We start from the raw sequence: 21604 nt of genomic DNA, 5'->3' as shown, positions 1-21604 counted from the left end.
GGGCGTCGATCAACCGGCGAGCAGCGCTTCCCGGCACAGCCGGCGGTGCTCGGCGGTGACCACGCCGAGGAGGAAGAGGTCGACGGCGAGGGCGGAGACCGCCCCGAACTGGTTGACGGTGAAGTTGAAGATCTGCCCGAAGAGCAGGTCCACCAGGAGCGCCAGCTTGAACAGGCGGAACGCGTCGGCCCGGTCCCCGCGCAGCCGCAGTGCCGCCCGGACACTGAGCACGGCGGTGATCAGCGCGGAGACCGAGGTCCCCAGCACCGCGCCCCACTCCCGCTGCTGGTCCAGCTGACCGGTGACCCCGTCGATCACCACGGCGAACACGGTGACCGTCGGCTCCACCACCAGATAGACCACCACGGGGTAGACCAGCCACCGGCGGGCGGTCAGCCAGGCGACCACCCGGCGGCTCCAGGCCAGCCACCGCTGCCAGAACCGGACGGGTGGCGGCTCCCGTCGGGGCACGGCGTCGAGCAGCTGCGCCACCGCCGCCTCGGCGGCCGGGCCCGACCCCCGGACCAGCCGCCGCACCGCCTCCCGGCGCCGGTCGGTGAGCCCGCCGGGCACCCCGCCGAGCACCATGTCCAGCGCGTTGGCGGTCCGCTCCGCGGGGGTCAGCCGGACCCGGCCGCGGACCGCCTGGGTGAGCACGACCAGCAGGGCGAACGCGCCGTAGATGATGCCGGCGGCGGGGGCGTAGAAGTAGTCGGTCCGGGTGGTGACGAACTTGCCCACCTCGTCGATGAAGAGGCCGAAGCCGATGCCGCCGACGATCGCGCCGACCGTCCGGGGCCCACCGCCGAGGAAGACCAGCGCGATGCCGAGACCGGCGGCCATCAGCAGCCCGCCCCAGAACACGTGGGCGATGTGCAGGCCACCACCGCCGAGCTGCGGATAGCCGGTGGCTTGCAGATACGCCCGGGTGACCAGCACGGTGACCACCCCGGAGAGCACGAACGCCTCGAGGTACGCGGCCGCGTCCACCGCCCGGGTCGGCACGCGGTTGCGAAGCCACTCGACCCCCGGTGGCCTGCGGCGGCGACGCGACGACCGGGGCGACATGCCCCGAACCTAGTAGCCGCGCCACTCCGCGCGGGCGTACTCCAGCACCCTGGGCTGCAACAACGTGGAGGCGGGCACGTCCATCCGCCCCCGGTCGGCGGGGAAGGCCGCCGCCGCGCGCAGCACCTCCGGGGTGAGGAAACGCAGCGGCGGGGCGTCGGCGGGCAGCTCCAGCACCGGCGCGGCGGCCCCCGGCGCGGCCAGCACGAACCCCCAGTCACCGAAGCTCGGCACGTCGACGTGGTACGGCGCGGTGGCGAAGCCGGCCTCGCGGACCGACCGCTCGATCGACCAGTACGACCGGGGCGCGAAGTACGGCGAGCCGGACTGCACGACCAGCCGCCCGTCCCCGGCGAGCACCGAACGGATCAGCGCGTAGAACTCGACGGTGTAGAGCTTCGCGGTGGCGGTCTCGTCCGGATCGGGCAGGTCGGCCACCACCACGTCGAAGCGTTCCGTGGCGGTGCGCAGCCAGCCGAACGCGTCGAGGTTGAGCACCCGCACCCGGGGGTCGGCGAACGAGTCGTGGTTGAGTTCGCGCAGCTGGGGCTCGGTCCGGGCCAGCTTCACCACGGCCGGGTCGAGGTCGACCACGGTCACCCGGCGAACGTCCGGGTAGCGGAGGATCTCCCGGACGGCGAGCCCGTCGCCGGCGCCGAGCACCAGCACCTCGCCGCGCGGCCCGCGCATCACCGGGTGCACCAGCGACTCGTGGTAGCGGTACTCGTCGACGGAGCTGAACTGGAGGTCGCCGTTGAGGAAGAGCCGCAGGTCGGTGTCGGCGTGGCCGATCTCCCGCACCGACCTGGTGAGCACGATCTCCTGGTAGCGGCTGCGCTCGGCGTGCACCACCGGGTCGCGGTAGAGCTGCTGCCGGGCGGTCAGCTCGAAGTCGGCGGCGGCGATCCAGGCGTACCCGAGGCAGAGGGCGACCACGACGGAGCCGGCGGCGAGCGCGACGCGTGCGCGGCGGCTCAACTCCCGGCGGAAGACCGTGCAGACCAGGGCGAGGCCGGCCACCGCGTTCACCACGCCGACCACCAGGGCGCCCTTGAGCTGGCCGAAGACCGGCATCAGCAGGAACGGGAAGGCCAGCCCGCCGAGCAGCGCGCCGACGTAGTCGGCGGCGAAGAGGTCGGCCACCGCGCTGCCGGCGGACTGCTCGCGGATGCGTTGCAGCATGACCATCAGCAGCGGGATCTCCGCGCCGATCAGCAGGCCGAGCACGAAGGCGGTGCCGACCAGCGCCGGGCCGTAGAGGTCGAGCCAGGCGAACGCGGCGTAGAGGCCGAGCACGGAGAGCCCGCCGAGCAGCGCGAGGGTCAGCTCGATCGCGGCGAACGCGGCGGCGGCCCGGGGCTGCAACGGCTTGGCGACGAGCGCGCCGACGCCCATCGCGAAGATCATCACGCCGAGCACGATCGACGCCTGGCCGACCGCGTCGCCGATCAGGTAGCTGCCGAGCGCGACCAGGGCCAGCTCGTAGACGAGGCCGCAGGCCGCGCAGACGAAGACCGCGAGCAGGACCGCCGCGCGGGCCGCCCGCCAGCCCGGCCGCGCCGGCGCGTCGGTGGTCACGCCTCCTCCCGGGTACGCCCGGCGGCCTCCGCCCCGGCGCGCTGCGCGGGCACGACGCCCCGGAGCTGCCGGCGGCGCTGCACCACGCCCACGGTGACGAAGAGCGCGGCGAGCAGGAGGAGCCCCGCGGCGGCGAGCAGGCCGCCCCAGCGGTCCCGCCAGTAGTCGTTGCCGGCGGCCGGCAGCGGGCTGGGCGCGGCGGTCGGGGCGGCGGTGGGGGCGGCGGCCGGCTCCGCGACTCCCGCCTCGGCGGCGAGCAGCGGCAGCGTGGTCGCCGCGCGGGTGACCGCCCAGCCCGGGTCGTCGATGAAGGCGTCGTCGTCCAGCCCGAACCGTTCCAGGCCGCGTCCGATCGTGTAGAGGTCGCCGGTGTCGATGTCGTCCGAGCCGTTCACCCGGATGGTGGCGGAGTCTGACGCCTCGCTGCTCTCCGAGGTGTAGGTGACGTCGGCCTCGACCTCGATCCAGCGGGGGCAGCGCGGGTCCTCGCCCACCGCGATCCCGTCACCGAGGTTGGAGCCGACGCTCGTCACGTTGGGTTGGTCCGTCAGCCGCCAGCCGTAGCAGATGCCCTGGCTGGCGGCGGCCTCCTGCAACAGCGGCACGGTGTCCGCCCGCTCGTCGGCCGCCGGGGCGGGCACCTCGAGGCTGTCGGAACCGCCGTTGAAGACGCCGAACGCGCAGGCGACCACGACTGCCGTCACCCCGACCCAGAGGGCGGTCTGCTTCCAGACCTTCGACTTCCCGCTGGCGAACGGGGTGTCGTGCCCGGTCGGGGCGGGCTTGGCGGTGGCCATCAGCTGATCGCGGCGGCGATGATCGCGCCGGTGGCGAGGTGCACGACCGCGGAGACCCAGACCGCCGGGTGCGGCTCCGGGTCGACCAGCAGCTCACCGAGCTTGCCCGGGGTGGCCACGTCCAGCAGCACGAAGGCCGCCGCCATGATGACCAGGCCGAGGACGCCGTACGCGGCCGCGCCGACCAGGCCGAGCGCGAAGTCGTCCTCGCTGGCGACGATCGCGGCGACCACGATGACGCCGACACCGGCCAGGTTGGAGGCGAGCAGCAGCGCCGCGTTGCGGTTGCGCTCGTGCCAGATCAGGTGGTTCAGCCGGCCCGGGGTGGCCAGGTCGACCAGCACGTAGCCGATGCCCATCAGGACGACGCCGACCACGCCGTACGCGAGGGTGACCAGCAGATCGGTGGCGAGGTTCTGCACTTCAGCTCCAGGGTGAGGTGGTCGGACGGGCTACTTGCCGGCGCCGGGGCCACCGCCCCGGACGGTGCTGCCCCGGCCCCAGCCCCAGCCGCGGCCGACGACGTGGTGGTAACGGGGGTAGGCGGTGGTCATCCGCTCCAGCAGGATCAGCGAGCCGGCCGCGATCGGCAGGATCACCACCGAGTCGTCGTCGTAGCGCAGGTAGACCCCGCTGCCGTCGACGTACTGGTCGGCGGGCTGCCAGGCGTCCGTGATGTCCTTGGAGACCTGGCTGGGCGTCCGGGTCGAGGTGTACGCCAGGGCGTCCCCGCCGATGTCCCGGCTCGCCGAGCGGCGGTAGTGGTCCTGCACGTAGCCGCGCGGGGAGAAGTTGCCGTAGAGGATGGCGAAGGCGGCGAGGAGCGCGCCGACCACCGCGACGGCCACCCCCACCACGATCCACCGCCGGTACGTCGTCGTCACAGGACCACCTCAGTTCGCGACTGCGGGGCTCGCAAACCCGGCTCACGCCTCGCGCTCACAGTGCCACCACCGTCTCGGTCAGGACCAGCTCGTTGGTCTGGGGGTACGCGTGCCAGGTGCGCCAGCCGACCGTGCCGTCGGGCGGGTCGGGGCGCACGGAGAGCGCGGTGACCGCGTCCACGTCGCCGGGGAAGACCCCGACCAGCGCGTACGGGTCGTCGGCGAGCTCGGCGCGGAGCGCGGCGACCCGGGTCCGCAGGCCGTCGCCGTCGGGCCGGAGCACCGTGGCGGTGAACCGGTAGCCGGCGGCAACGTCGTGCAGGGTGCCGGGCAGGTGCGGCGGGCGGCCGGGCAGGCAGGCGACCGTCTCGGTCACGCCGCCGCAGACGACCTGGTGGGAGGCGCCGAGCAGGCGCAGCCGCAGGGTCAGCCCGCCGGGCAGGGCTAGCTCGCGCACGTGCAGCGCGGGGCGTTCCGGGCCGCCGAGCGCCAGGCTCAGGTCCGCGGCGCTGGTGTCGACGTACGGGGCGTGCAGGGTGACGAGCACGCTCAGGACACCTGCTCCGGGCCGCCCTGCGGGTAGATCATCACCTCGGCCCGGTGCAGCTTCTCGCCGAGCGCCACCTCCCAGCCGGCTTCCCCGTAGGCCTCGAAGGAGAGCCGGGCGCCGCCGGACGCCTGGTAGTCGTGGTAGCGCATGGTGCCGCGCGGGTCGAGGCCGGTGCCGCCGGTGGCGGTGTAGCGGGCCTGGCCGGACTCGTTCCAGGTGTACCGGCGGCCGGCGATGTCGAGGGTCGGTGCACCCGGCGTGACGGTCGCGGACGGCTCGGCGGTCCAGAGCACCAGCTCCACGTCCGGGTCCGCCTCGACGGAGAGCCAGCGCTTCACCCCGCCGGCGTCGTCGAGCAGATGTTCCGCCCAGCTCCAGCCGCCCTCGACCAGGTGCACCGAGCCGCGGACCGTGTACGGCACCTGGCGGATCTCCACGATGTCGCCGGGCCGGAGCCTGCGGGGGTCACCGCGCAGCGCGTCGGCGTCGCGGTCGCGGAACGGGTCGCCGGGCGTCGGCGGCCGTGGCCGGGACCGGGCCTTGACCAGCGCCACCACGGCGATCACCACACCGGCCACCGCGATCAGACACCCCAGTGCCGTCACCAGGTACGCCACCGATTCGCTCAAGCCGACCGCCTCTCCACGTGCGTCGGCGGTGACGGTAACAACCCGACGCACGCTTCCGGAAAGGCAGTTCGCTGAGTCAACGCTCAGCTACGGAGGGTGTCGGCGGTGGGGTCGGCGGGCGGCTCCTGCGGACCTTCGGGCGTCCGGTCCCCCGCCGCGGTGGGGCGCCCCTCCGCCGGACCGTGCGAGGTGGACGCGATCGACCCCGTGGGCGGGTGGGCCAGGTGCAGCGCGGGGTCGGGGCAGATCATGTAGCCCGGCGGGAACGTCACACCGACCGGCGGGTAACCGGACGAGGACGCCATCGGGTGGGCACCGGCCGGGACCGCGGGCGGGGGCCGGAACCAGCGCCCGGCCTCGGGGAGCAGGAGCAGCACCACCACGACCGTGGTGAGCACCAGAACCGCCAGCACGCCGAGCCCACCGACACCGAAGAACACGTCCGCCGGGTTGCCCTGCGCGTAGAGGGTGTCGAGGAACTTCGACTGCTCCCAGTCGGGACCGTCGGGCGGCACGCCCTCGGACGGGTCGAAGCCGGGATCGGCGGCGCCGGCGGCCAGCACGAGGGGAATGAAGAGCACCCCCGAGCAGCCCTGGAAGAGGCAGAGCAGCAGTTGCGCGCCGGCGGCCACGAAGACCAGGACCCGGGCGGTGTTGCTGCCCCGGCTCAGGGGCCGGGCGGTGGCGGCGAGCCAGCCCGCCAGGAGCAGCGCCGGGACGCCCATGGCCAGCGCCGTGAAGACGTTGCCCGACCGCTCGTCCGACACCTCGACCGGGTCGGCGTCGGGGACCAGCCCAAGCGCCCGGTCGATCTGGCCGTCGTAGCGCACGGCCTGGACGACCACCAGTCCGACCAGGAGGAGCAGGACGACGACCGTCGCGAGCTGCACCCAGAAGGCGGCGGTGACGATGGCGGGACGTACCGGCGCGGCGTCGGGCGGGATCATGGCTGGCAAGGTACGGCGTACCCGCCAGCGCCGGCAGAACCGATCGGGCAGGGCCGACCGGCGAGTGGATCAATTACCGGCGAGCCGTTCCGTGGCGTACTCGCGCAGTGTCGCGCGGCCCATCACGCAGCCGCTGAACGTGGTGAATTCCCGTTCGTCGTCGCGCAGCCTCGTCCAGGCCGCCCGGCCGGCCTCCGGGTCGACCCGGTCCAGCAGCGTGGCCGCGTACGCCCTGCCGGCCGGCGAGCCGTGGCTGAGCAGCCAGTCGACCTTCTTGCGGGCCTCCGCCGGGTGCTCGTCGAGCGCCCGCTCCACGTGCCGGAACGCCTCGGTCTCCGGCAGCAGCGTGGAGGCGATGCCCACCCCGCCGAAGGCGAGCGTGTCGGCCTTGGCCAGCTCCTTGACGGCGGCGTCCAGCTCGCGGTCCTTCTTCCCGATCCCCAACATGCCCTCACTATTGCCCCGCACCGGGGCCGCTGACCCTGTTGACCAAGAAGTTTGCGTCTGTGAACCTGCCTTCCCCCTTGATCACCGGGGCGGAGGCGGCGCGGCCGGGTCCCGCGGGGGGCGGGACCCGGCCGGGTGGGGGCGGGGTCAGGCGGCGGTGACCGCCAGGGAGTCCCTGCTCTCCGCGAGGTCCACCTTGACGGTGTCGCCGTCGCGGATCTGGCCGGCGAGCAGCGCCCTGGCGAGCTGGTCGCCGATGGCCGACTGGACCAGCCGGCGCAGCGGCCGGGCCCCGTAGATCGGGTCGTACCCGTGCTCGGCGAGCCAGGTGCGGGCCGCCTCGGTGATCTCCAGGCCGAGCCGGCGGTCGGCCAGCCGGCGCCGCATCCGGTCGAGCTGGATGTCGACGATGGAGCGCAGGTCGTCACCGCGCAGCGCGGCGAAGACCACGATGTCGTCGAGGCGGTTGAGGAACTCCGGCTTGAAGTGCGACCGGACCACCGCGAGGACACCCTCGCGGCGCTGCTCCTCGGCCAGCGTCAGGTCGCTGATCACCGACGACCCGAGGTTTGAGGTGAGGATCAGGATCGCGTTGCGGAAGTCCACCGTCCGGCCCTGACCGTCGGTGAGCCGGCCGTCGTCGAGCACCTGGAGCAGGATGTCGAAGACGTCCGGGTGGGCCTTCTCCACCTCGTCCAGCAGGATCACCGAGTACGGCCGGCGGCGCACCGCCTCGGTGAGCTGGCCGCCCTCCTCGTAGCCGACGTACCCGGGCGGGGCGCCGACCAGACGGGCCACGGAGTGCTTCTCGCCGTACTCGCTCATGTCGATGCGGACCATGGCCCGCTCGTCGTCGAAGAGGAACTCGGCGAGCGCCTTGGCCAGCTCGGTCTTGCCGACACCGGTCGGGCCGAGGAAGAGGAAGCTGCCGGTCGGGCGGTCCGGGTCGGCGACGCCGGCCCGGGCGCGGCGGACCGCGTCGGAGACCGCGCCGACCGCCTCGGCCTGGCCGACCACCCGGGAACCCAGCGACTCCTCCATCCGGAGCAGCTTGGCGGTCTCGCCCTCCAGCAGCCGCCCGGCGGGGATGCCGGTCCAGGAGGCGACCACGGCGGCGATGTCGTCCGCGCCGACCTCCTCCTTGAGCATCGCGCCGTCGGCCTGGAGCCGGGCCAGCTCCTCCTCCGCCCTGGCCAGGTCGGCCTTCAGGGCGGGGATCCGGCCGTACCGCAGCTCGGCGGCGCGTTCCAGCTCGCCGTCGCGCTCGGCCCGCTCGGCCTCGCCGCTGAGCCGCTCCAGCTCCTCCTTGGCGGTGGAGAGCTTGGTGATGTGGCTCTTCTCCGTCTGCCAGCGCTCGGAGAGCGCGGTCAGCTGCTCGCGCTTGTCGGCCAGCTCCTTGCGCAGCCGCTCCAGCCGCTCGGCGGAGGCGGCGTCCGGCTCCTTGGCCAGCGCCATCTCCTCGATCTCCAGCCGGCGCACCGCCCGCTCGATCTCGTCCACCTCGACCGGCCGGGAGTCGATCTCCATCCGGAGCCGGGACGCGGACTCGTCGACCAGGTCGATCGCCTTGTCCGGCAGGAACCGGTCGGTGATGTAGCGGTCGGAGAGGGAGGCGGCGGCGACCAGCGCGGCGTCGGTGATCCGTACGCCGTGGTGCACCTCGTACCGCTCCTTGAGACCGCGCAAAATGCCGATGGTGTCCTCGATGGTCGGCTCGCCGACCAGCACCGGCTGGAAGCGGCGCTCCAGCGCCGGGTCCTTCTCGATGTGCTCGCGGTACTCGTCCAGGGTGGTCGCGCCGACCATCCGCAGCTCGCCGCGGGCCAGCATCGGCTTGAGCATGTTGCCGGCGTCCATCGAGCCCTCGCCCTTGCCGGCGCCGACGACGGTGTGCAGCTCGTCGAGGAAGGTGATGACCTGGCCGTTGGAGTTCCTGATCTCCTCCAGGACGGACTTCAGCCGCTCCTCGAACTGGCCGCGGTACTGCGCGCCGGCCACCATCGCGCCGAGGTCGAGCGAGACCAGCTTCTTGTCCCGCAGCGACTCGGGCACGTCACCGGCGACGATCCGCTGGGCCAGGCCCTCGACGATCGCGGTCTTGCCGACGCCGGGCTCGCCGATCAGCACCGGGTTGTTCTTGGTACGCCGGGACAGCACCTGGATCACCCGGCGGATCTCCGAGTCCCGGCCGATCACCGGGTCGATCTTGCCGTCGCGGGCGCTGGCGGTCAGGTCGACGCCGTACTTGGCGAGGGCCTGGTAGGTCTGCTCGGGGTCGGCGGTGGTGACCCGCCGGTCCCCGCCGCGGACGCTGGGGAACGCGGCGACCAGGTTCTCCTCGGTGGCACCGGCGGACTTCAGCGCGCCGGAGACCGCGCCGCCCACCCGGGCCAGGCCGGCGAGCAGGTGCTCGGTGGAGGTGTACTCGTCGCCGAGCGGCCGGGCGATCTGCTCGGCGGCGCCGATGGCGTTGACGAACTCGCGGGCCAGGGTGGGCTCGGCGATGCTGGAGCCGCGCGCGGCGGGCAGCGCGTCGACCGCCCGCTGGGCGGCCCGGCGCAGGTCGGCGGGGTCGGCCCCGACGGCGCGCAGCAGGCCGGGGGCGGTCGAGCCCTGGGTGTCCAGCAGTGACAGCAGCAGGTGCCAGGGCTCCACCGTGGCGTGGCCGCGCTCGTTCGCCAGCGCGACGGCACCGGTGATGGTCTCGCGGCTCTTGGTGGTGAGACGTTCCGTGTTCATGGGCTCCCCCGGATCGGCGTGTCCACTAGGAAGGACACAACCAGAGTTGAGCCTATTCCGCTCAACTCCGGGTGTGTGACCTGGCTCACTTCACGTACGGCCAGCCGTACGCGGATCTACCCAATGGAACTGCATAAACTAAATAACGGCGCCTAACATTGGGTACTTTCTAGAGCGGATGACGTGATGCGGAGTTTCGCCGATCTCGATCGGTTGATCGGCCAGGTCCCTGGTCCGGTCGTCACCGCGCTCGGCACGGTGGACGTCGGTCGGGGCTCGGAGGCGCTCTACCGGGATCAACTTCCCGGCCTGCTGAGCCAGCTCGCCAACCGGGCTCGCGTCGCCAGCATCACTGCCTCCTCGGCGATCGAGGGTGTCGTCGTCCCCGACCACGCTCGGGCGGACAAGATCCTTTCTGGGAAGGTCACGCACCTGAGGACAAGGAGCGAGCAGGAGCTCGCCGGCTACCGGGACGCCCAGGACCACCTGTTCCAAGGTTCGTGGCGCCCACTCAACAGCGGACTCCTCCTCCACCTGCACAAGATGCTCTTCGCGCACACCGCAGCCTCCGGCGGTCGGTTCAAGACCGAGGACAACCTGGTCGTCGACCGCTCCGCCTCGGGAGAGGTGACCGTCCGCTTCCGGCCCGTCCGAGCGTCCGACACGCCCTTCTACGTGTCGGAGCTGATCGACCGCTACCTGGTCGAAGTGTCAGGCCAACGGCATCACCCGGTGCTCCTGGTCGGGCTCTTCGCACTCGATCTGCTCGTGGTCCATCCCTTCGAGGACGGCAACGGACGGGTGACCCGCGCCCTCACCAACGCTCTGCTGATGGAGACCGGCTACACCGTTTCCCGGTACGTCAGCCTGGAACAGCGGATCGCCGAGACGGCGGACGAGTACTACCAGGCCCTGTTGGACTCCACCCATGGTTGGCACGAGGACCGCGCCGACCCTTGGCCGTGGCTGAGCTACTTCGTCAACATCCTGGCCACCGCGTACCGGACGTTCGCGCAGCGGGCCGCCTCAGATCGGGCCGACGGCTCGAAGCAGGACCGGGTCCGTGACTACGTGGTGAACCACGCTCCCGCTGTCTTCCGGATGTCCGACATCCGCACCGCGCTGCCCGGCGTCAGCGATCCGACGATCCGCGTCGTGCTGGATCGCCTACGCCGTGATGGCACCATCAGCTCCGAGGGCCTGGGCAGGGCGGCAGCCTGGCGGCGAACGCCTTCCTGATCAGCCAGAGGGGGTGCGGTCAGTCCGGGCGTCGCCAGCGCCAGGCGAACTCCCCGGCGGCGGGTGGCGGCCCGGGCAGCGGCGGCTCGGCCACGGCCAGGCCGGCCAGCAGCACCGCAAGGTGGCGGCGGCGCAGCTGCCGGGTCCGCTCCGGATCGGGTACGCGGACCGCGGCGCACCCCTCCAGCAGCAGCCCGTTAGCACGAGCGGGATGGTTCCGCAGTGGTCACGGACCTGCAGCCGGCGGGTCGGTCGCCGTCGAGGATCACCTTGATCCACCGCCGGTTGGCGGTCCATCCGGTGCCGAGGATGACGTCGTCGGGCCCGCGGGCGGCGATCGTGCCGTCGGCGAGCACGGTCAGATAGTGGTCGCCGGTCAGCGGCCAGTCGACGTGGTAGTAGCGTCCCCCGGCCACCACACCCACCCCGTCCGGGCCGGTCACCGCCAGCAGCCCGACCCCGATCGGCGCCACGGACAGGGCCTGCGCCGGGTGCCCGGCAGCGCGGGCCGGCTCCCAGGACCGCGTATCCACGAGGCGCCAGAGCGCCGGGAAGCCGGTCCGGTCGGACCGCTCCCCGACCAGCCACACGCCGCCGTCGGGGGCGAGCACCACCCGCAGCACACCCACCTCGCCGTCGATCGCCGGCACCGGGGTGGCCAGCCAGCTCCGCCCCCGGTTCCGGGAGATTGCCGCGTACGGCCGGCCGTCGCGCGCGCCCGCCGCCACCAGCAGGTCGCCGTCGTGGCCGACCGTGTTCAGCCCCGGCACGGACGGCTGGGCGGCCAGTGGCACCAGCCGCCGGCCGTCCCACTCACCGATCACGCCGCGAGCCTCGACGATCTGGTAGCGGCCCCCCGCGGCCACCAGGGCGGCCGGCTCCCCGCCGGTCGTGTGGGCGAAGCTGGCGCCGCCGTCGGTCGAGGTGTACCAGCCGTACGGCTCGGAGAGCAGCACCAGTGCCTCCGGCACGGCGTAGAGCTGCTGGTTCGCCGCCACCGGACGGGGATGCCGCAGTGCCCGCCAGGAGCGTCCACCGTCGACGGTGGCGTAGAGCAGGGCGGCGCAGCCACGACCGGGCGGCACCCCGTCGCAGGCGGCGAAGAGCGCGTAGCCGTGCGCCGCGTCGACGAACTCGACGTTCGGCCGGTCGTAGCGCGGTGGGACGGCGACCCGGACCTGTCGTACCTCGTCGAAGCCGACGGCCCGGGTCGGTACCGGCGCGGTCGGGGCCGGCCGGGGCGACGCGGACGGCCGGTGCGGCGGGGGCCGCCGGACGTCGCCGATGGAACAGGCGGCGAGGGCCGGCACCAGCAGCACCGCGACCACCGCGAGACTTCCGCGACCGATCATCGAGCCACCTCCCAAGGTAGCCTTGCCGAGGTGCGAGTACGTGTCGAACAGACTGCCCTACCGGGGATCGGCGTACGCCATGACCTGGTGACCGAATCGGGCCGCCGGTTGGGGGTGGTCTCCCACCGCAACGGCCGCCGGGACCTCGTCCTGTACGACCCGGACGACCCGGACGCCTGCCAGGCCGACATCCCGCTCACCGACGACGAGGCGGAGGCGCTCGCCGACATCCTCGGCGCGTCGCTGATGCTCGGGCAGCTCTCCGGGCTGCGGGAGCAGGCCGCCGGGCTGCTCACCGAGCAGATCGCCATCCCGGCCGGCACCAAGTACGTCAACCGGCAGCTGGGCGACACCAGGGCGCGTACCCGGACCGGGGCCTCAATCGTGGCCGTGCTGCGGGACGGCGAGGTCATCGTCTCGCCGGACCCCACCTTCCGGTTCGCGGCCGGTGACGTGGTGGTCGTGGTCGGCACCCGTCAGGGTCTCGACGGGGTGAGCTCCATCCTCGCCGACACCGACCCGGACGGCTGAGGCGGATGCACGAAACCACCACACTGCTCGTCGAGGTCGGCGCGCTGCTGCTCCTGCTCGGCCTCCTCGGCCGGCTCAGCAGGCGGTTCGGCGTCTCCCCCATCCCCCTCTACCTGCTCGCCGGTCTCGCCTTCGGGCACGGCGGCCTGCTGCCACTCAACGCCAGCGAGGAGTTCTTCGCCGTCGGCGCCGAGATCGGCGTCATCCTGCTGCTGGTCATGCTCGGCTTGGAGTACAGCGCCAACGAGCTGGTCGGCAACCTCCGCTCGGCGGCCCCGGCCGGCCTGATCGACGCGGCGCTCAACGCCCTGCCCGGCTTCGCGTTCGCGCTGCTGCTCGGCTGGGGCTGGGTGGCCGCGGTGGTGCTCGCCGGCGTCACCTGGGTCTCCTCGTCCGGGGTGATCGCCAAGGTCCTCGGCGACCTGGGCCGGGTCGGTAACCGGGAGACCCCGGTGATCCTCTCCGTGCTGGTGATCGAGGACCTGGCGATGGCCCTCTACCTGCCGCTGGTCACCGCGCTGCTGGCCGGCGTCGGCCTGGTCAAGGGCGGGATCGCCCTGGCCGTGGCGGTGCTGACGGTGGTGGTCGTGCTGGCGGTCGCCATCCGGTACGGCCACCTGATCTCCTCGGCACTCTCCGCCAAGGACCCGGAGGCCCTGCTGCTCGGGGTGCTCGGCCTGACCCTGCTGGTCGCCGGCGCCGCCGCCAAGCTCCAGGTCTCCGCCGCGGTCGGCGCGTTCCTGGTCGGCATCGCGCTCTCCGGGCCGGTGGCGCACCACGCGACCCAGCTGCTCTCCCCGCTGCGGGACCTCTTCGCCGCGGTCTTCTTCGTCTTCTTCGGGCTGGTCACCGACCCACAGGACATGCCGCCGGTGCTGCTGCCGGCGCTGGCGCTGGCCGTGGTGACCATGGGGACCAAGCTGCTCACCGGCTACCTGGCCGCCCGGCGGGCCGGGATCGCCGAGCCCGGGCGCTGGCGGGCCGGCTTCGCGCTCACCCCGCGCGGCGAGTTCTCCATCGTCATCGCCGGGCTGGCGGTCGCCGCCGTCCAGCCGGTGGAACCCCGGCTGGCGGCGCTCGCCACGGCGTACGTGCTGATCACCGTGGTGACCGGGCCGATGCTGGCCCGGCTGCCCGACTTCCCGTGGTTCAAGCGCTGGCTGCGCCGGCGCAGCCAGGTCCGCCGGCCGGAACCGGTGCCGGCGGCCGACTGACGCCGGTCGATACGGATCGGGCCGGGTCGACCGTACGGTGGACCCGGCCCGGCCGTCCGTCGCCGAATCGGTCCCGGACAGGTCTTCCGCCGCCGCGCGAAAGCGCGTTACCGTGTCGCCCCAGCAGCCAGGGTCCGCGGGTGGCCGGTGCCCCCGCCAGCGGTAGTAGCGGAAGGTTGGCCGGTGAGCGTGCAGGAGTCGACGTTCCACGGCTTTGCCAACCCCGTTGATCCGTCCCCGGCGGAGTTGCGCGCCTGGGCGTACCAGCCGGACTCGGTGCCGCTGGCCTCGATGCCCCCGGACTGGGACCTGCTGGTCGCCGGCGACCACCTCGTGACGACGCTCTTCGAGCTGGCGATGGACCCGGCCTGCCCGGCCCGGCGGTTCGCGCTGCACTGCCTCTACATCTACGCCGCCGACGGCATCCGGACGAACTTCCGGGCCCACCCGAAGCGCCGCTTCCGCAAGCTCGTCGAGCAGGCCGAGCGGGCCGGCGACGAGCTGATGCACACCTGGGCGCACAACAGCCGCGTGCTGCTGGCCCGGCCGGACCTCTTCGTCTACCACGACTGGTGCGAGGGCGGCCTGGTCCGGGAGAACCGCCGCATCGGCTGAACCCCCGCGCCCGGGACCCCCGCGCGGCGCCCCCGCGTCCCGGCCCCGACAGGCGAACGGGCCGGGACCCCCCGTGGGTCCCGGCCCGCACGTCGGCGGATCCGTCAGGTCGATCCGCCCTGCTTGCGGCGTTTCACATCGGCCCGGCCGCGGTCGATGCCGTGGTCCACCTGGTCGGCGAAGCGCCCATCCTTGATCTTCTCCGAGAACTTGCCCTCGGTGACCTGGTCGAACTTCTCCCGGATGTTCTCGGCCACCTTCTCGAGCCGGTCCTCCGTCTGCTGGGCCACCTGCTGGGCCACCTTCTTCGCCGATTCCGCCATGACTCCCCCCCCCCCGCCAGTTCGGAGTCCGGATTGAGCTGGTTGGACCTGATTCCAGGCTAACGAAGACGGCCCGACCCGCGCCGGGGATTCCCCGAACTGCGAGCCGGGCCGGTGTGGACCAGCGGTCGAGCGGCGAGTGGGTCAGCGCTCCGGGTTCCGGCGCGGACGCCAGACCACCAGCGCCGTCGAGGTGCGGTTGGTGGGCACGAGGTCCCGGCCCGGGAAGCTGGCCAGCGCCTCCAGCTCGGCGATCCGCCGGTACGCGGCGTCCAGCTCCGCCTCCAGCCGGGCCATCCGCTGCTGCGCCTGCTCCAGCAGCCGCTCCAGGCCGATGATCCGCTTGACCCCGGCCAGGTTGATCCCGTCGTCCTGACTGAGCCGCTGCACCTCGCGGAGCAGCACCACGTCCCGGACGCTGTAGCGGCGGCCGCCGCCGGCGGCCCGGCCCGGCTGCACCAGGCCCAGCCGGTCGTACTGGCGCAGGGTCTGCGGGTGCATGCCCGCCATCCGCGCCGCGACCGAGATCATCAGCACCTTGGCCTCGTAGGCAGGGTCACCCGAGCCGACGAACTCCTCCGACATGCCCGCTCACCTCCGCAGCACCCGACCGGATCAACTGAATCGACGCACCCGCGCGTCGAGATGTTCCCGCGCGGCGGCCGGGGTCTGGTCCGCGAACGACTCCAGCGCCGTCCGCGCCTCGTCCGACAGCTTCGCCGGCACCACCACGTCGAGGGTGACCAGCAGGTCACCGGCCCGACCGTCCTTGCGCACCACACCCTTGCCCCGGGCCCGCAGCACCCGACCGCTCGGCGTACCCGGCGGCACCCGCAGGGTCACCGTGCCGTCGAGGGTCGGCACCCGCAGGTCGATGCCGAGCACCGCCTCCGGGAACGTGATCGGCACGGTCAGGGTCAGGTCGTCCCCGGAGCGCCCGAAGAGCTCGTCCGGGCGGACCTTCACCTGGACGAAGAGGTCGCCCGCCGGGCCGCCCCGCTCGCCGGGCTCGCCCCGGCCCGCCAGCCGGATCCGCTGGCCGTCGGCCACCCCGGCGGGGAAGCGGACGTTCAGGGTCCGGGTCTTGGTGACCCCGCCGGTGCCGTGGCACTCCGGGCACTTCTCCTCGACGACCGTGCCCACGCCCTGGCAGTTGCGGCACGGCTCGGAGAAGCTGAACGACCCCTGGTTACGGGTGGTCACCCCGGCGCCGTGGCAGACCGGGCAGGCCACCGGCTGGGTGCCGGGCTTCGCGCCGTTGCCGTGGCAGGTGTCGCAGACGCCGGGCGCGCGCAGCGAGAGCGGCAGGGTCACCCCGCGTACCGCGTCGTCGAAGTCCAGCGCGACCTCGGTCTCGACGTCCCGACCGCGCGCCGGGCCTCGCGGGCGGGCCGGACCGCCGGCGCCGGCGCCACCGGAGAAGATCGTGCTGAACAGGTCGGTGAAGCCACCCCCGCCGAAGCGCGTGTCAGCGCCGCCGGCCGCGCCGCCGCCGCCGAACAGGTCGGAGACGTCGAACGGCATCCCGCCGGGCTGGCCCCCACCCCGGGCGTTGCGGCGGAACGCGCCCGAGCCGAAGAGCGAGCGCATCTCGTCGTACTCGCGGCGCTTCTTCTCGTCGCCGAGCACCGCGTACGCCTCGGAGACGGCCTTGAACCGCTCCTCGGCCTTCGGGTCACCGGGGTTGTGGTCCGGGTGCGACTCCCGGGCCAGCTTCCGGTACGACTTCTTGATCTCGTCCGAGGAGGCGGACTTCTCCACGCCCAGCACGGCGTAGTAGTCCTTCTCGATCCAGTCCTTGGAACTCACCGGTCCACCCCCTTCCACGGGACGTACCCAGGTCGTCCCGCCCGCTCCTGACGGGCGGGCGGGACGGCGCGGGTCGGCACTGTTACTCCGGGTCGGCCACCGCGACCAGTGCGGGCCGCAGCAGCCGCTCGCCGAGCTGGTAACCCCGGCGCATGACCTGCACGCAGGTCGGTTCGGTCACGTCGGCGGAGGTCTGGTGCGCCACCGCCTCGTGCCGGGTCGGGTCGAACGGGTCGCCCTGCTCGCCGAACGCCGTCAGGCCGAACTTGCCCAGCGCGGTGGTGAGCTGCTCGGCCACCGTGCCGAACGGGCCCACCAGGTCGCCGTGCTCGCGGGCCCGGTCCAGGTCGTCGAGGATCGGCAGCAGCGCGGCCAGCACCGAGCCGGTCGCCTGCTCCTGGACCAGGCTGCGGTCCCGGTCCACCCGCTTGCGGTAGTTGGCGTACTCCGCCGACACCCGCTGCAGGTCCCGGGTCCGCTCGTCCAGCTCGGCGCGGAGCGACTCCAGCTCGGCGCCGAGCGGCGCACCCGGCGGGGCGGCCTCCTTCGTCGGCTCGGCCGGGGAATCAACCACCGGCGGGCCGGAGACCTCGGCCTCGGCCTCGATCTCGTCGACGACGACCTCGGCCTCCTCGACCAGCCCCTCCGCCGGGGCGTCGGCCGCGGCGTCGGTGGCGGTGGTCGTCGACTCCCCGGTCTTGCGGATCTTGCGCTTGTCACGGATGACGACCCGCGGCTCCTCGCCGGCGGCCTGCCCGGCGGTCGCGGAGCCACCCGGCGCCGACCCGGTGGTGCCCGGGTCGGCGGCTCGTGGCTTCTCCGTCATGCGGCTACCTCATCCCTCTGCCGTGAGTACGTGTCCGGAACGGCAGGTCACTTCTTGCCGTCCTCGTCCACGATCTCCGCGTCGACCACCTCGTCGGCGCCGCCGGCCTGCGGGCCACCGGTCGCACCCGCGCCCGGCCCCGCCGCACCCGGCTGCTCACCCTGCTCGGCCTGCTGCGAGTAGAGCAGCGAACCGGCCTGCTGGGAGACCTGCGCCAGCCGCTCGTGCGCCGCCTTGATCTTCTCGATGTCCTGGCCGCCGAGCGCGCCGCGCAGCTCACCGAGGGCCTCGTTCAGCTGCTCCCGGTTCTCGCTGGGCAGCTTGTCGCCGCTCTCGGCGAGGAACTTCTCGGTCTGCCACTGCAGGGCCTCGGCGACGTTGCGGGTCTCCGCCTCCTCGCGGCGCCGCTTGTCGTCGTCGGCGTGCTCCTCGGCGTCCCGGCGCATCCGCTCGATGTCGTCCTTCGGCAGCGAGGAGCCGCCGGTGATCGTCATCTTCTGCTCCTTGCCGGTGCCCAGGTCCTTGGCGTGCACGTTCACGATGCCGTTGGCGTCGATGTCGAACGTGACCTCGATCTGGGGCACACCGCGCGGCGCCGGCGGGAGGCCGGTCAGCTCGAAGGTGCCGAGCTTCTTGTTGTAGGCCGCGATCTCCCGCTCGCCCTGGAAGACCTGGATCAGCACCGACGGCTGGTTGTCGTCCGCCGTGGTGAAGACCTCGGAGCGCTTGGTCGGGATGGTGGTGTTGCGCTCGATCAGCTTGGTGAAGATGCCACCCTTGGTCTCGATGCCCAGGCTCAGCGGGGTCACGTCGAGCAGCAGGACGTCCTTGACCTCACCCTTGAGCACGCCGGCCTGCAGGGCGGCGCCGACGGCGACGACCTCGTCCGGGTTGACGCCCTTGTTCGGGTCGCGGCCGGTGAGCTGTTTGACCAGGTCGGTCACGGCCGGCATCCGGGTCGAGCCGCCGACCAGGATGACGTGGTCGACGTCGGCGACCTTGATCCCGGCATCCTTCACGGCCTGCTCGAACGGGCCCTTGCAGCGGTCCAGCAGGTCCTGCGTCATCCGCTGGAACTCGGCGCGGCTGAGCGTCACGTCCAGGTGCAGCGGGCCGGCGGAGCCGGCGGTGATGTACGGCAGGTTGATGTTGGTGGTGGTGGCGGCGGACAGCTCGATCTTGGCCTTCTCGGCCGCCTCGCGGAGCCGCTGGAGGGCCATCTTGTCCTGGGCCAGGTCGATGCCGTGCTCGCCCCGGAAGGTCTTCACCAGGTGGTCGATGATCCGCTGGTCCCAGTCGTCGCCACCGAGGTGGTTGTCACCGCTGGTCGACTTGACCTCGATGACGCCCTCGGCCAGCTCCAGCAGGGAGACGTCGAAGGTGCCGCCACCCAGGTCGAAGACCAGGACGGTCTGCTCCTTGGAGCCCTTGTCCAGCCCGTACGCCAGGGCGGCCGCGGTCGGCTCGTTGACGATCCGCAGCACGTTGAAGCCGGCGATCTCACCGGCCTCCTTGGTGGCCTGGCGCTGGCCGTCGTTGAAGTAGGCCGGGACGGTGATCACCGCGTCGGTGATCTGCTCGCCCAGGTACGCCTCGGCGTCCCGCTTGAGCTTCATCAGCGTCCGGGCCGAGATCTCCTGCGGGGTGTACTTCTTGCCATCGATGTCGACGGTCCAGTTGGTGCCGATCTCCCGCTTGACCGAACGGATGGTCCGGTCCGGGTTGGTGACCGCCTGGCGCTTGGCGACCTCACCGACGAGCACCTCGCCGTTCCGGGCGAACGCGACGATAGAGGGGGTCGTCCGCGAGCCCTCAGCGTTGGCGATGACGGTGGGCTCACCGCCCTCGAGAACGCTGACGCAGGAGTTCGTCGTGCCGAGGTCGATGCCGACCGCACGTGCCATGTTCGCTTCCTCGCTTCGTAACGTCGAGCAGGTGACGGGCATCGCCCGCTGGGTTCCGGCGGGCCTCGCCGTCAAGCGATCCCACCACAAGTTGAGTGAACTTGACTCAATACTGCCACGCGCCCCGGAAACCGCAAGTCGAGGTTGAGTCGACCTGACGCAACCCGACCGTTATTACCGTCCGGTTGTCTTCCCTTGCATCGGTCGGGCACGCTTTAGCGGTGACGACGCATGGCGATCCCGCCACCCATTCAGGCGCGCCCGCCGTCGCAGCCCGCACCGGACCGCCGGACGCCGGGGAGGCTCCGCCCGGCACCACCGGTGACGGCCTGTCCGCCGCGCTCGCCGGCCTGCGGGCCGCGATCGGCGCGGCCCGGTTCCCGCTGGCCCTGCCCTCGGCCGAGCCGGCCCGGCACGCTGCCGCCGGCCTCACCGACCAGCTCGACGACTACCTGCTGCCCCGGCTGGCCCGGCTCGACGCGCCGCTGCTGGTGGTGGTCGGCGGCTCCACCGGGGCGGGCAAGTCGACCCTGGTCAACAGCCTCGTCCAGGCGCGGGTGAGCGCGGCCGGCGTGCTCCGCCCCACCACCCGCTCCCCGGTGCTGGTCTGCAACCCGACCGACTCCGCGTGGTTCCGCCAGGGGGAGCTGCTGCCCGGCCTCACCCGCACCAACGAGCCGAGCGAGAACCCGGGCACCCTGCACCTGGTCACCGCCCCCGCGCTCCCCGCCGGGCTGGCCTTCCTCGACGCGCCCGACATCGACTCGGTGGTCGACGCCAACCGGGCCCTCGCCGGTCAGCTCCTGGCCGCGGCCGACCTCTGGCTCTTCGTCACCACCGCCGCCCGGTACGCCGACGCCGTCCCCTGGGGGCTGCTGCGCAGCGCCCGGGCCCGGGGCGCGGTGATCGCCATGGTGCTCGACCGGGTGCCCCCGGAGGCGGCCGACGAGATCGCCGCCCACCTGTCGGAGATGCTCGCCGCCCAGGACCTCGCCGCCGCGCCGCTCTTCGTGCTGCCGGAGACCTGGGTCGACGGCCAGGGGCTGCTCCCCGACAAGGTCACCGCACCGCTGAGCGCCTGGTTCTCCCGGCTCGCCGCCGACGCCGACGCCCGGTCCGCCGTGGTCCGGCAGACCCTCGACGGGGCGCTCGCCGCCCTGCACCCCGCCGTCGACGGGCTGGCCGACGCCGCCGACGAGCAGGTGGCCGCCGCCGACGCGCTGGACGAGCGGGTCCGGGCGGCGTACCGGGGGGCGCAGCGGACCGTCGAGCAGGGGCTCAAGGACGGCCGGCTGCTCCGGGGCGAGGTGCTGGCCCGCTGGCAGGAGTTCGTCGGCACCGGCGAGCTCTTCCGCACCATGGAGGCGCGGATCGGTCGGCTCCGGGACCGGTTGGTCGCAGCCGTTACCGGGCGCCCGGCGCCCGCCGCGGAGCTGCGCAACGCGATCGAGTCGCAGCTGGTGACCCTGCTGCGCGGGGTCGCCTCCGAGGCGGCGGAGAACGCGTACACCGGGTGGAAGGCGCATCCCGCGGGGGCGGCGCTGCTCGACCCGCCGCTCGCCCACGCCTCCGACGACCTGGCCGAACGCGCCGAGCGGCTGGTCCGCGACTGGCAGCGCGGGGTGCTGGACCTGGTCCGCGAGGAGGGCGGCGACCGCCGCTTCGTGGCCCGGACGGCCGCGTACGCGGTGAACGCCACCGGGCTGGCCGTGATGATCGCGGTCTTCGCCTCGACCGCCTTCATCCCCACCGGTCTGGAGGTGGCCACCGGCGCCGGCACCACGGTCGCCGCGCAGGCCGTGCTCCAGGCGATCTTCGGCGACCAGGCGGTGCGCAACCTGGCCAACAAGGCGCGGGGGGACCTGCTCGACCGGGTCGGCGCGCTGCTCGAGGAGGAGGCGGCCCGCTACCTCGACCGGACGGCGGCGGCCCGCCCGGCCGCCGAGACCGGCGCCACCCTGCGCCGGGCCGCCGCCGAGGTGGAGATGGCCCGGCACCGCAGCGGCCTGTCCCGGACCGACGGGCCGGTGCTGCCGCCGACCGGGACGGGTGGGGCGCGGTGAGCGCGCGGAGCGAGCGTTCCCGGGCGGCTCGCGTGGGACGCGGCCGCGCAGGAATGCGAGTTGAGCCTGCGAGCCCCGCGGTCGCGAAC

General features: G+C 73.2%; 21 protein-coding genes. 5 read left to right on the top strand and 16 right to left on the bottom strand.

Annotation, left to right across the window (positions count from 1 at the left end; translation table 11 throughout):
• Positions 1-9: 9 nt before the first annotated feature.
• The 10 genes from EV384_RS04760 to clpB form a co-directional block, all read right to left on the bottom strand.
• On the bottom strand, positions 10-1005 hold the full coding sequence (locus EV384_RS04760) for a hypothetical protein (RefSeq protein ID WP_207232555.1): 996 nt from the start codon (positions 1003-1005) through the stop codon (positions 10-12).
• Positions 1006-1077: 72 nt separating this feature from the next.
• On the bottom strand, positions 1078-2646 hold the full coding sequence (locus EV384_RS04755; RefSeq protein ID WP_130330482.1) for a polyamine aminopropyltransferase: 1569 nt from the start codon (positions 2644-2646) through the stop codon (positions 1078-1080).
• Complete coding sequence (locus tag EV384_RS04750) at positions 2643-3443, bottom strand: hypothetical protein (protein ID WP_130330480.1); 801 nt, start codon at positions 3441-3443, stop codon at positions 2643-2645. Before EV384_RS04750 ends, EV384_RS04755 begins: the two co-directional genes overlap by 4 nt.
• Complete coding sequence (locus EV384_RS04745; RefSeq protein WP_130330478.1) at positions 3443-3865, bottom strand: DUF350 domain-containing protein; 423 nt, start codon at positions 3863-3865, stop codon at positions 3443-3445. Before EV384_RS04745 ends, EV384_RS04750 begins: the two co-directional genes overlap by 1 nt.
• 30 nt (positions 3866-3895) lie before the next feature.
• Positions 3896-4327: a DUF4247 domain-containing protein gene (locus EV384_RS04740; RefSeq protein WP_130330476.1), complete on the bottom strand. Its 432-nt coding sequence runs from the start codon at positions 4325-4327 to the stop codon at positions 3896-3898.
• 55 nt (positions 4328-4382) lie between these two features.
• Positions 4383-4874, bottom strand: a complete 492-nt coding sequence (locus EV384_RS04735; protein ID WP_130330474.1) for a DUF2617 family protein — start codon at positions 4872-4874, stop codon at positions 4383-4385.
• Between the two features lie 2 nt (positions 4875-4876).
• Positions 4877-5506: a DUF4178 domain-containing protein gene (locus EV384_RS04730; protein WP_130330472.1), complete on the bottom strand. Its 630-nt coding sequence runs from the start codon at positions 5504-5506 to the stop codon at positions 4877-4879.
• Positions 5507-5589: 83 nt separating this feature from the next.
• Positions 5590-6453 (bottom strand): hypothetical protein, encoded by an 864-nt coding sequence (locus tag EV384_RS04725; protein ID WP_130330470.1) that lies wholly within the window; start codon positions 6451-6453, stop codon positions 5590-5592.
• A 69-nt stretch (positions 6454-6522) separates the two neighbouring features.
• Positions 6523-6900 carry a hypothetical protein gene (locus tag EV384_RS04720; protein WP_130330468.1) on the bottom strand — a complete coding sequence of 126 codons (378 nt, stop codon included), beginning with the start codon at positions 6898-6900 and terminating at the stop codon, positions 6523-6525.
• 147 nt (positions 6901-7047) lie between these two features.
• A complete protein-coding gene (gene clpB, locus EV384_RS04715) occupies positions 7048-9639 on the bottom strand; it encodes an ATP-dependent chaperone ClpB (RefSeq protein ID WP_130330466.1) in 2592 nt (863 codons plus the stop codon).
• Positions 9640-9825: 186 nt separating this feature from the next.
• Between clpB and EV384_RS04710 the strand changes: the two genes are divergently transcribed.
• Complete coding sequence (locus tag EV384_RS04710) at positions 9826-10878, top strand: Fic family protein (RefSeq protein WP_130330464.1); 1053 nt, start codon at positions 9826-9828, stop codon at positions 10876-10878.
• A 197-nt stretch (positions 10879-11075) separates the two neighbouring features.
• Here the strand turns inward: EV384_RS04710 and EV384_RS04700 are convergent, their stop codons facing one another.
• A complete protein-coding gene (locus tag EV384_RS04700; RefSeq protein ID WP_130330462.1) occupies positions 11076-12230 on the bottom strand; it encodes a beta propeller repeat protein in 1155 nt (384 codons plus the stop codon).
• Positions 12231-12260: 30 nt separating this feature from the next.
• On the opposite strand from EV384_RS04700, the gene EV384_RS04695 reads away from it, so the two are divergent.
• The 3 genes from EV384_RS04695 to EV384_RS04685 all read left to right on the top strand — a co-directional run bounded on the left by EV384_RS04695 (position 12261) and on the right by EV384_RS04685 (position 14590).
• Positions 12261-12761: a cation:proton antiporter regulatory subunit gene (locus EV384_RS04695; RefSeq protein WP_130330460.1), complete on the top strand. Its 501-nt coding sequence runs from the start codon at positions 12261-12263 to the stop codon at positions 12759-12761.
• A gap of 5 nt (positions 12762-12766) precedes the next feature.
• Positions 12767-13975, top strand: coding sequence for a cation:proton antiporter (locus tag EV384_RS04690; RefSeq protein ID WP_130330458.1), 1209 nt, complete (start codon positions 12767-12769; stop codon positions 13973-13975).
• A gap of 183 nt (positions 13976-14158) precedes the next feature.
• Positions 14159-14590 (top strand): hypothetical protein, encoded by a 432-nt coding sequence (locus EV384_RS04685; protein WP_130330456.1) that lies wholly within the window; start codon positions 14159-14161, stop codon positions 14588-14590.
• A 104-nt stretch (positions 14591-14694) separates the two neighbouring features.
• Here the strand turns inward: EV384_RS04685 and EV384_RS04680 are convergent, their stop codons facing one another.
• From EV384_RS04680 to dnaK, 5 genes are all read right to left on the bottom strand, one after another.
• Complete coding sequence (locus tag EV384_RS04680) at positions 14695-14913, bottom strand: hypothetical protein (RefSeq protein ID WP_130330454.1); 219 nt, start codon at positions 14911-14913, stop codon at positions 14695-14697.
• Between the two features lie 144 nt (positions 14914-15057).
• A complete protein-coding gene (locus EV384_RS04675; RefSeq protein WP_130330452.1) occupies positions 15058-15498 on the bottom strand; it encodes a heat shock protein transcriptional repressor HspR in 441 nt (146 codons plus the stop codon).
• A gap of 30 nt (positions 15499-15528) precedes the next feature.
• Positions 15529-16722 carry a molecular chaperone DnaJ gene (dnaJ, locus tag EV384_RS04670; RefSeq protein WP_130330450.1) on the bottom strand — a complete coding sequence of 398 codons (1194 nt, stop codon included), beginning with the start codon at positions 16720-16722 and terminating at the stop codon, positions 15529-15531.
• Positions 16723-16804: 82 nt separating this feature from the next.
• Positions 16805-17548: a nucleotide exchange factor GrpE gene (gene grpE / locus EV384_RS04665; protein ID WP_130330448.1), complete on the bottom strand. Its 744-nt coding sequence runs from the start codon at positions 17546-17548 to the stop codon at positions 16805-16807.
• Positions 17549-17595: 47 nt separating this feature from the next.
• Positions 17596-19452, bottom strand: coding sequence for a molecular chaperone DnaK (dnaK, locus tag EV384_RS04660; RefSeq protein WP_130330446.1), 1857 nt, complete (start codon positions 19450-19452; stop codon positions 17596-17598).
• Between the two features lie 221 nt (positions 19453-19673).
• On the opposite strand from dnaK, the gene EV384_RS04655 reads away from it, so the two are divergent.
• Complete coding sequence (locus EV384_RS04655; protein ID WP_130330444.1) at positions 19674-21515, top strand: GTPase family protein; 1842 nt, start codon at positions 19674-19676, stop codon at positions 21513-21515.
• Positions 21516-21604: the final 89 nt, after the last annotated feature.

Origin of the sequence: Micromonospora kangleipakensis (assembly GCF_004217615.1) — a bacterium.
GTDB lineage: Bacteria > Actinomycetota > Actinomycetes > Mycobacteriales > Micromonosporaceae > Micromonospora > Micromonospora kangleipakensis.
Note: the sequence above shows the minus strand (reverse complement) of the source record. Positions and strands in the feature narration are given on the sequence as shown.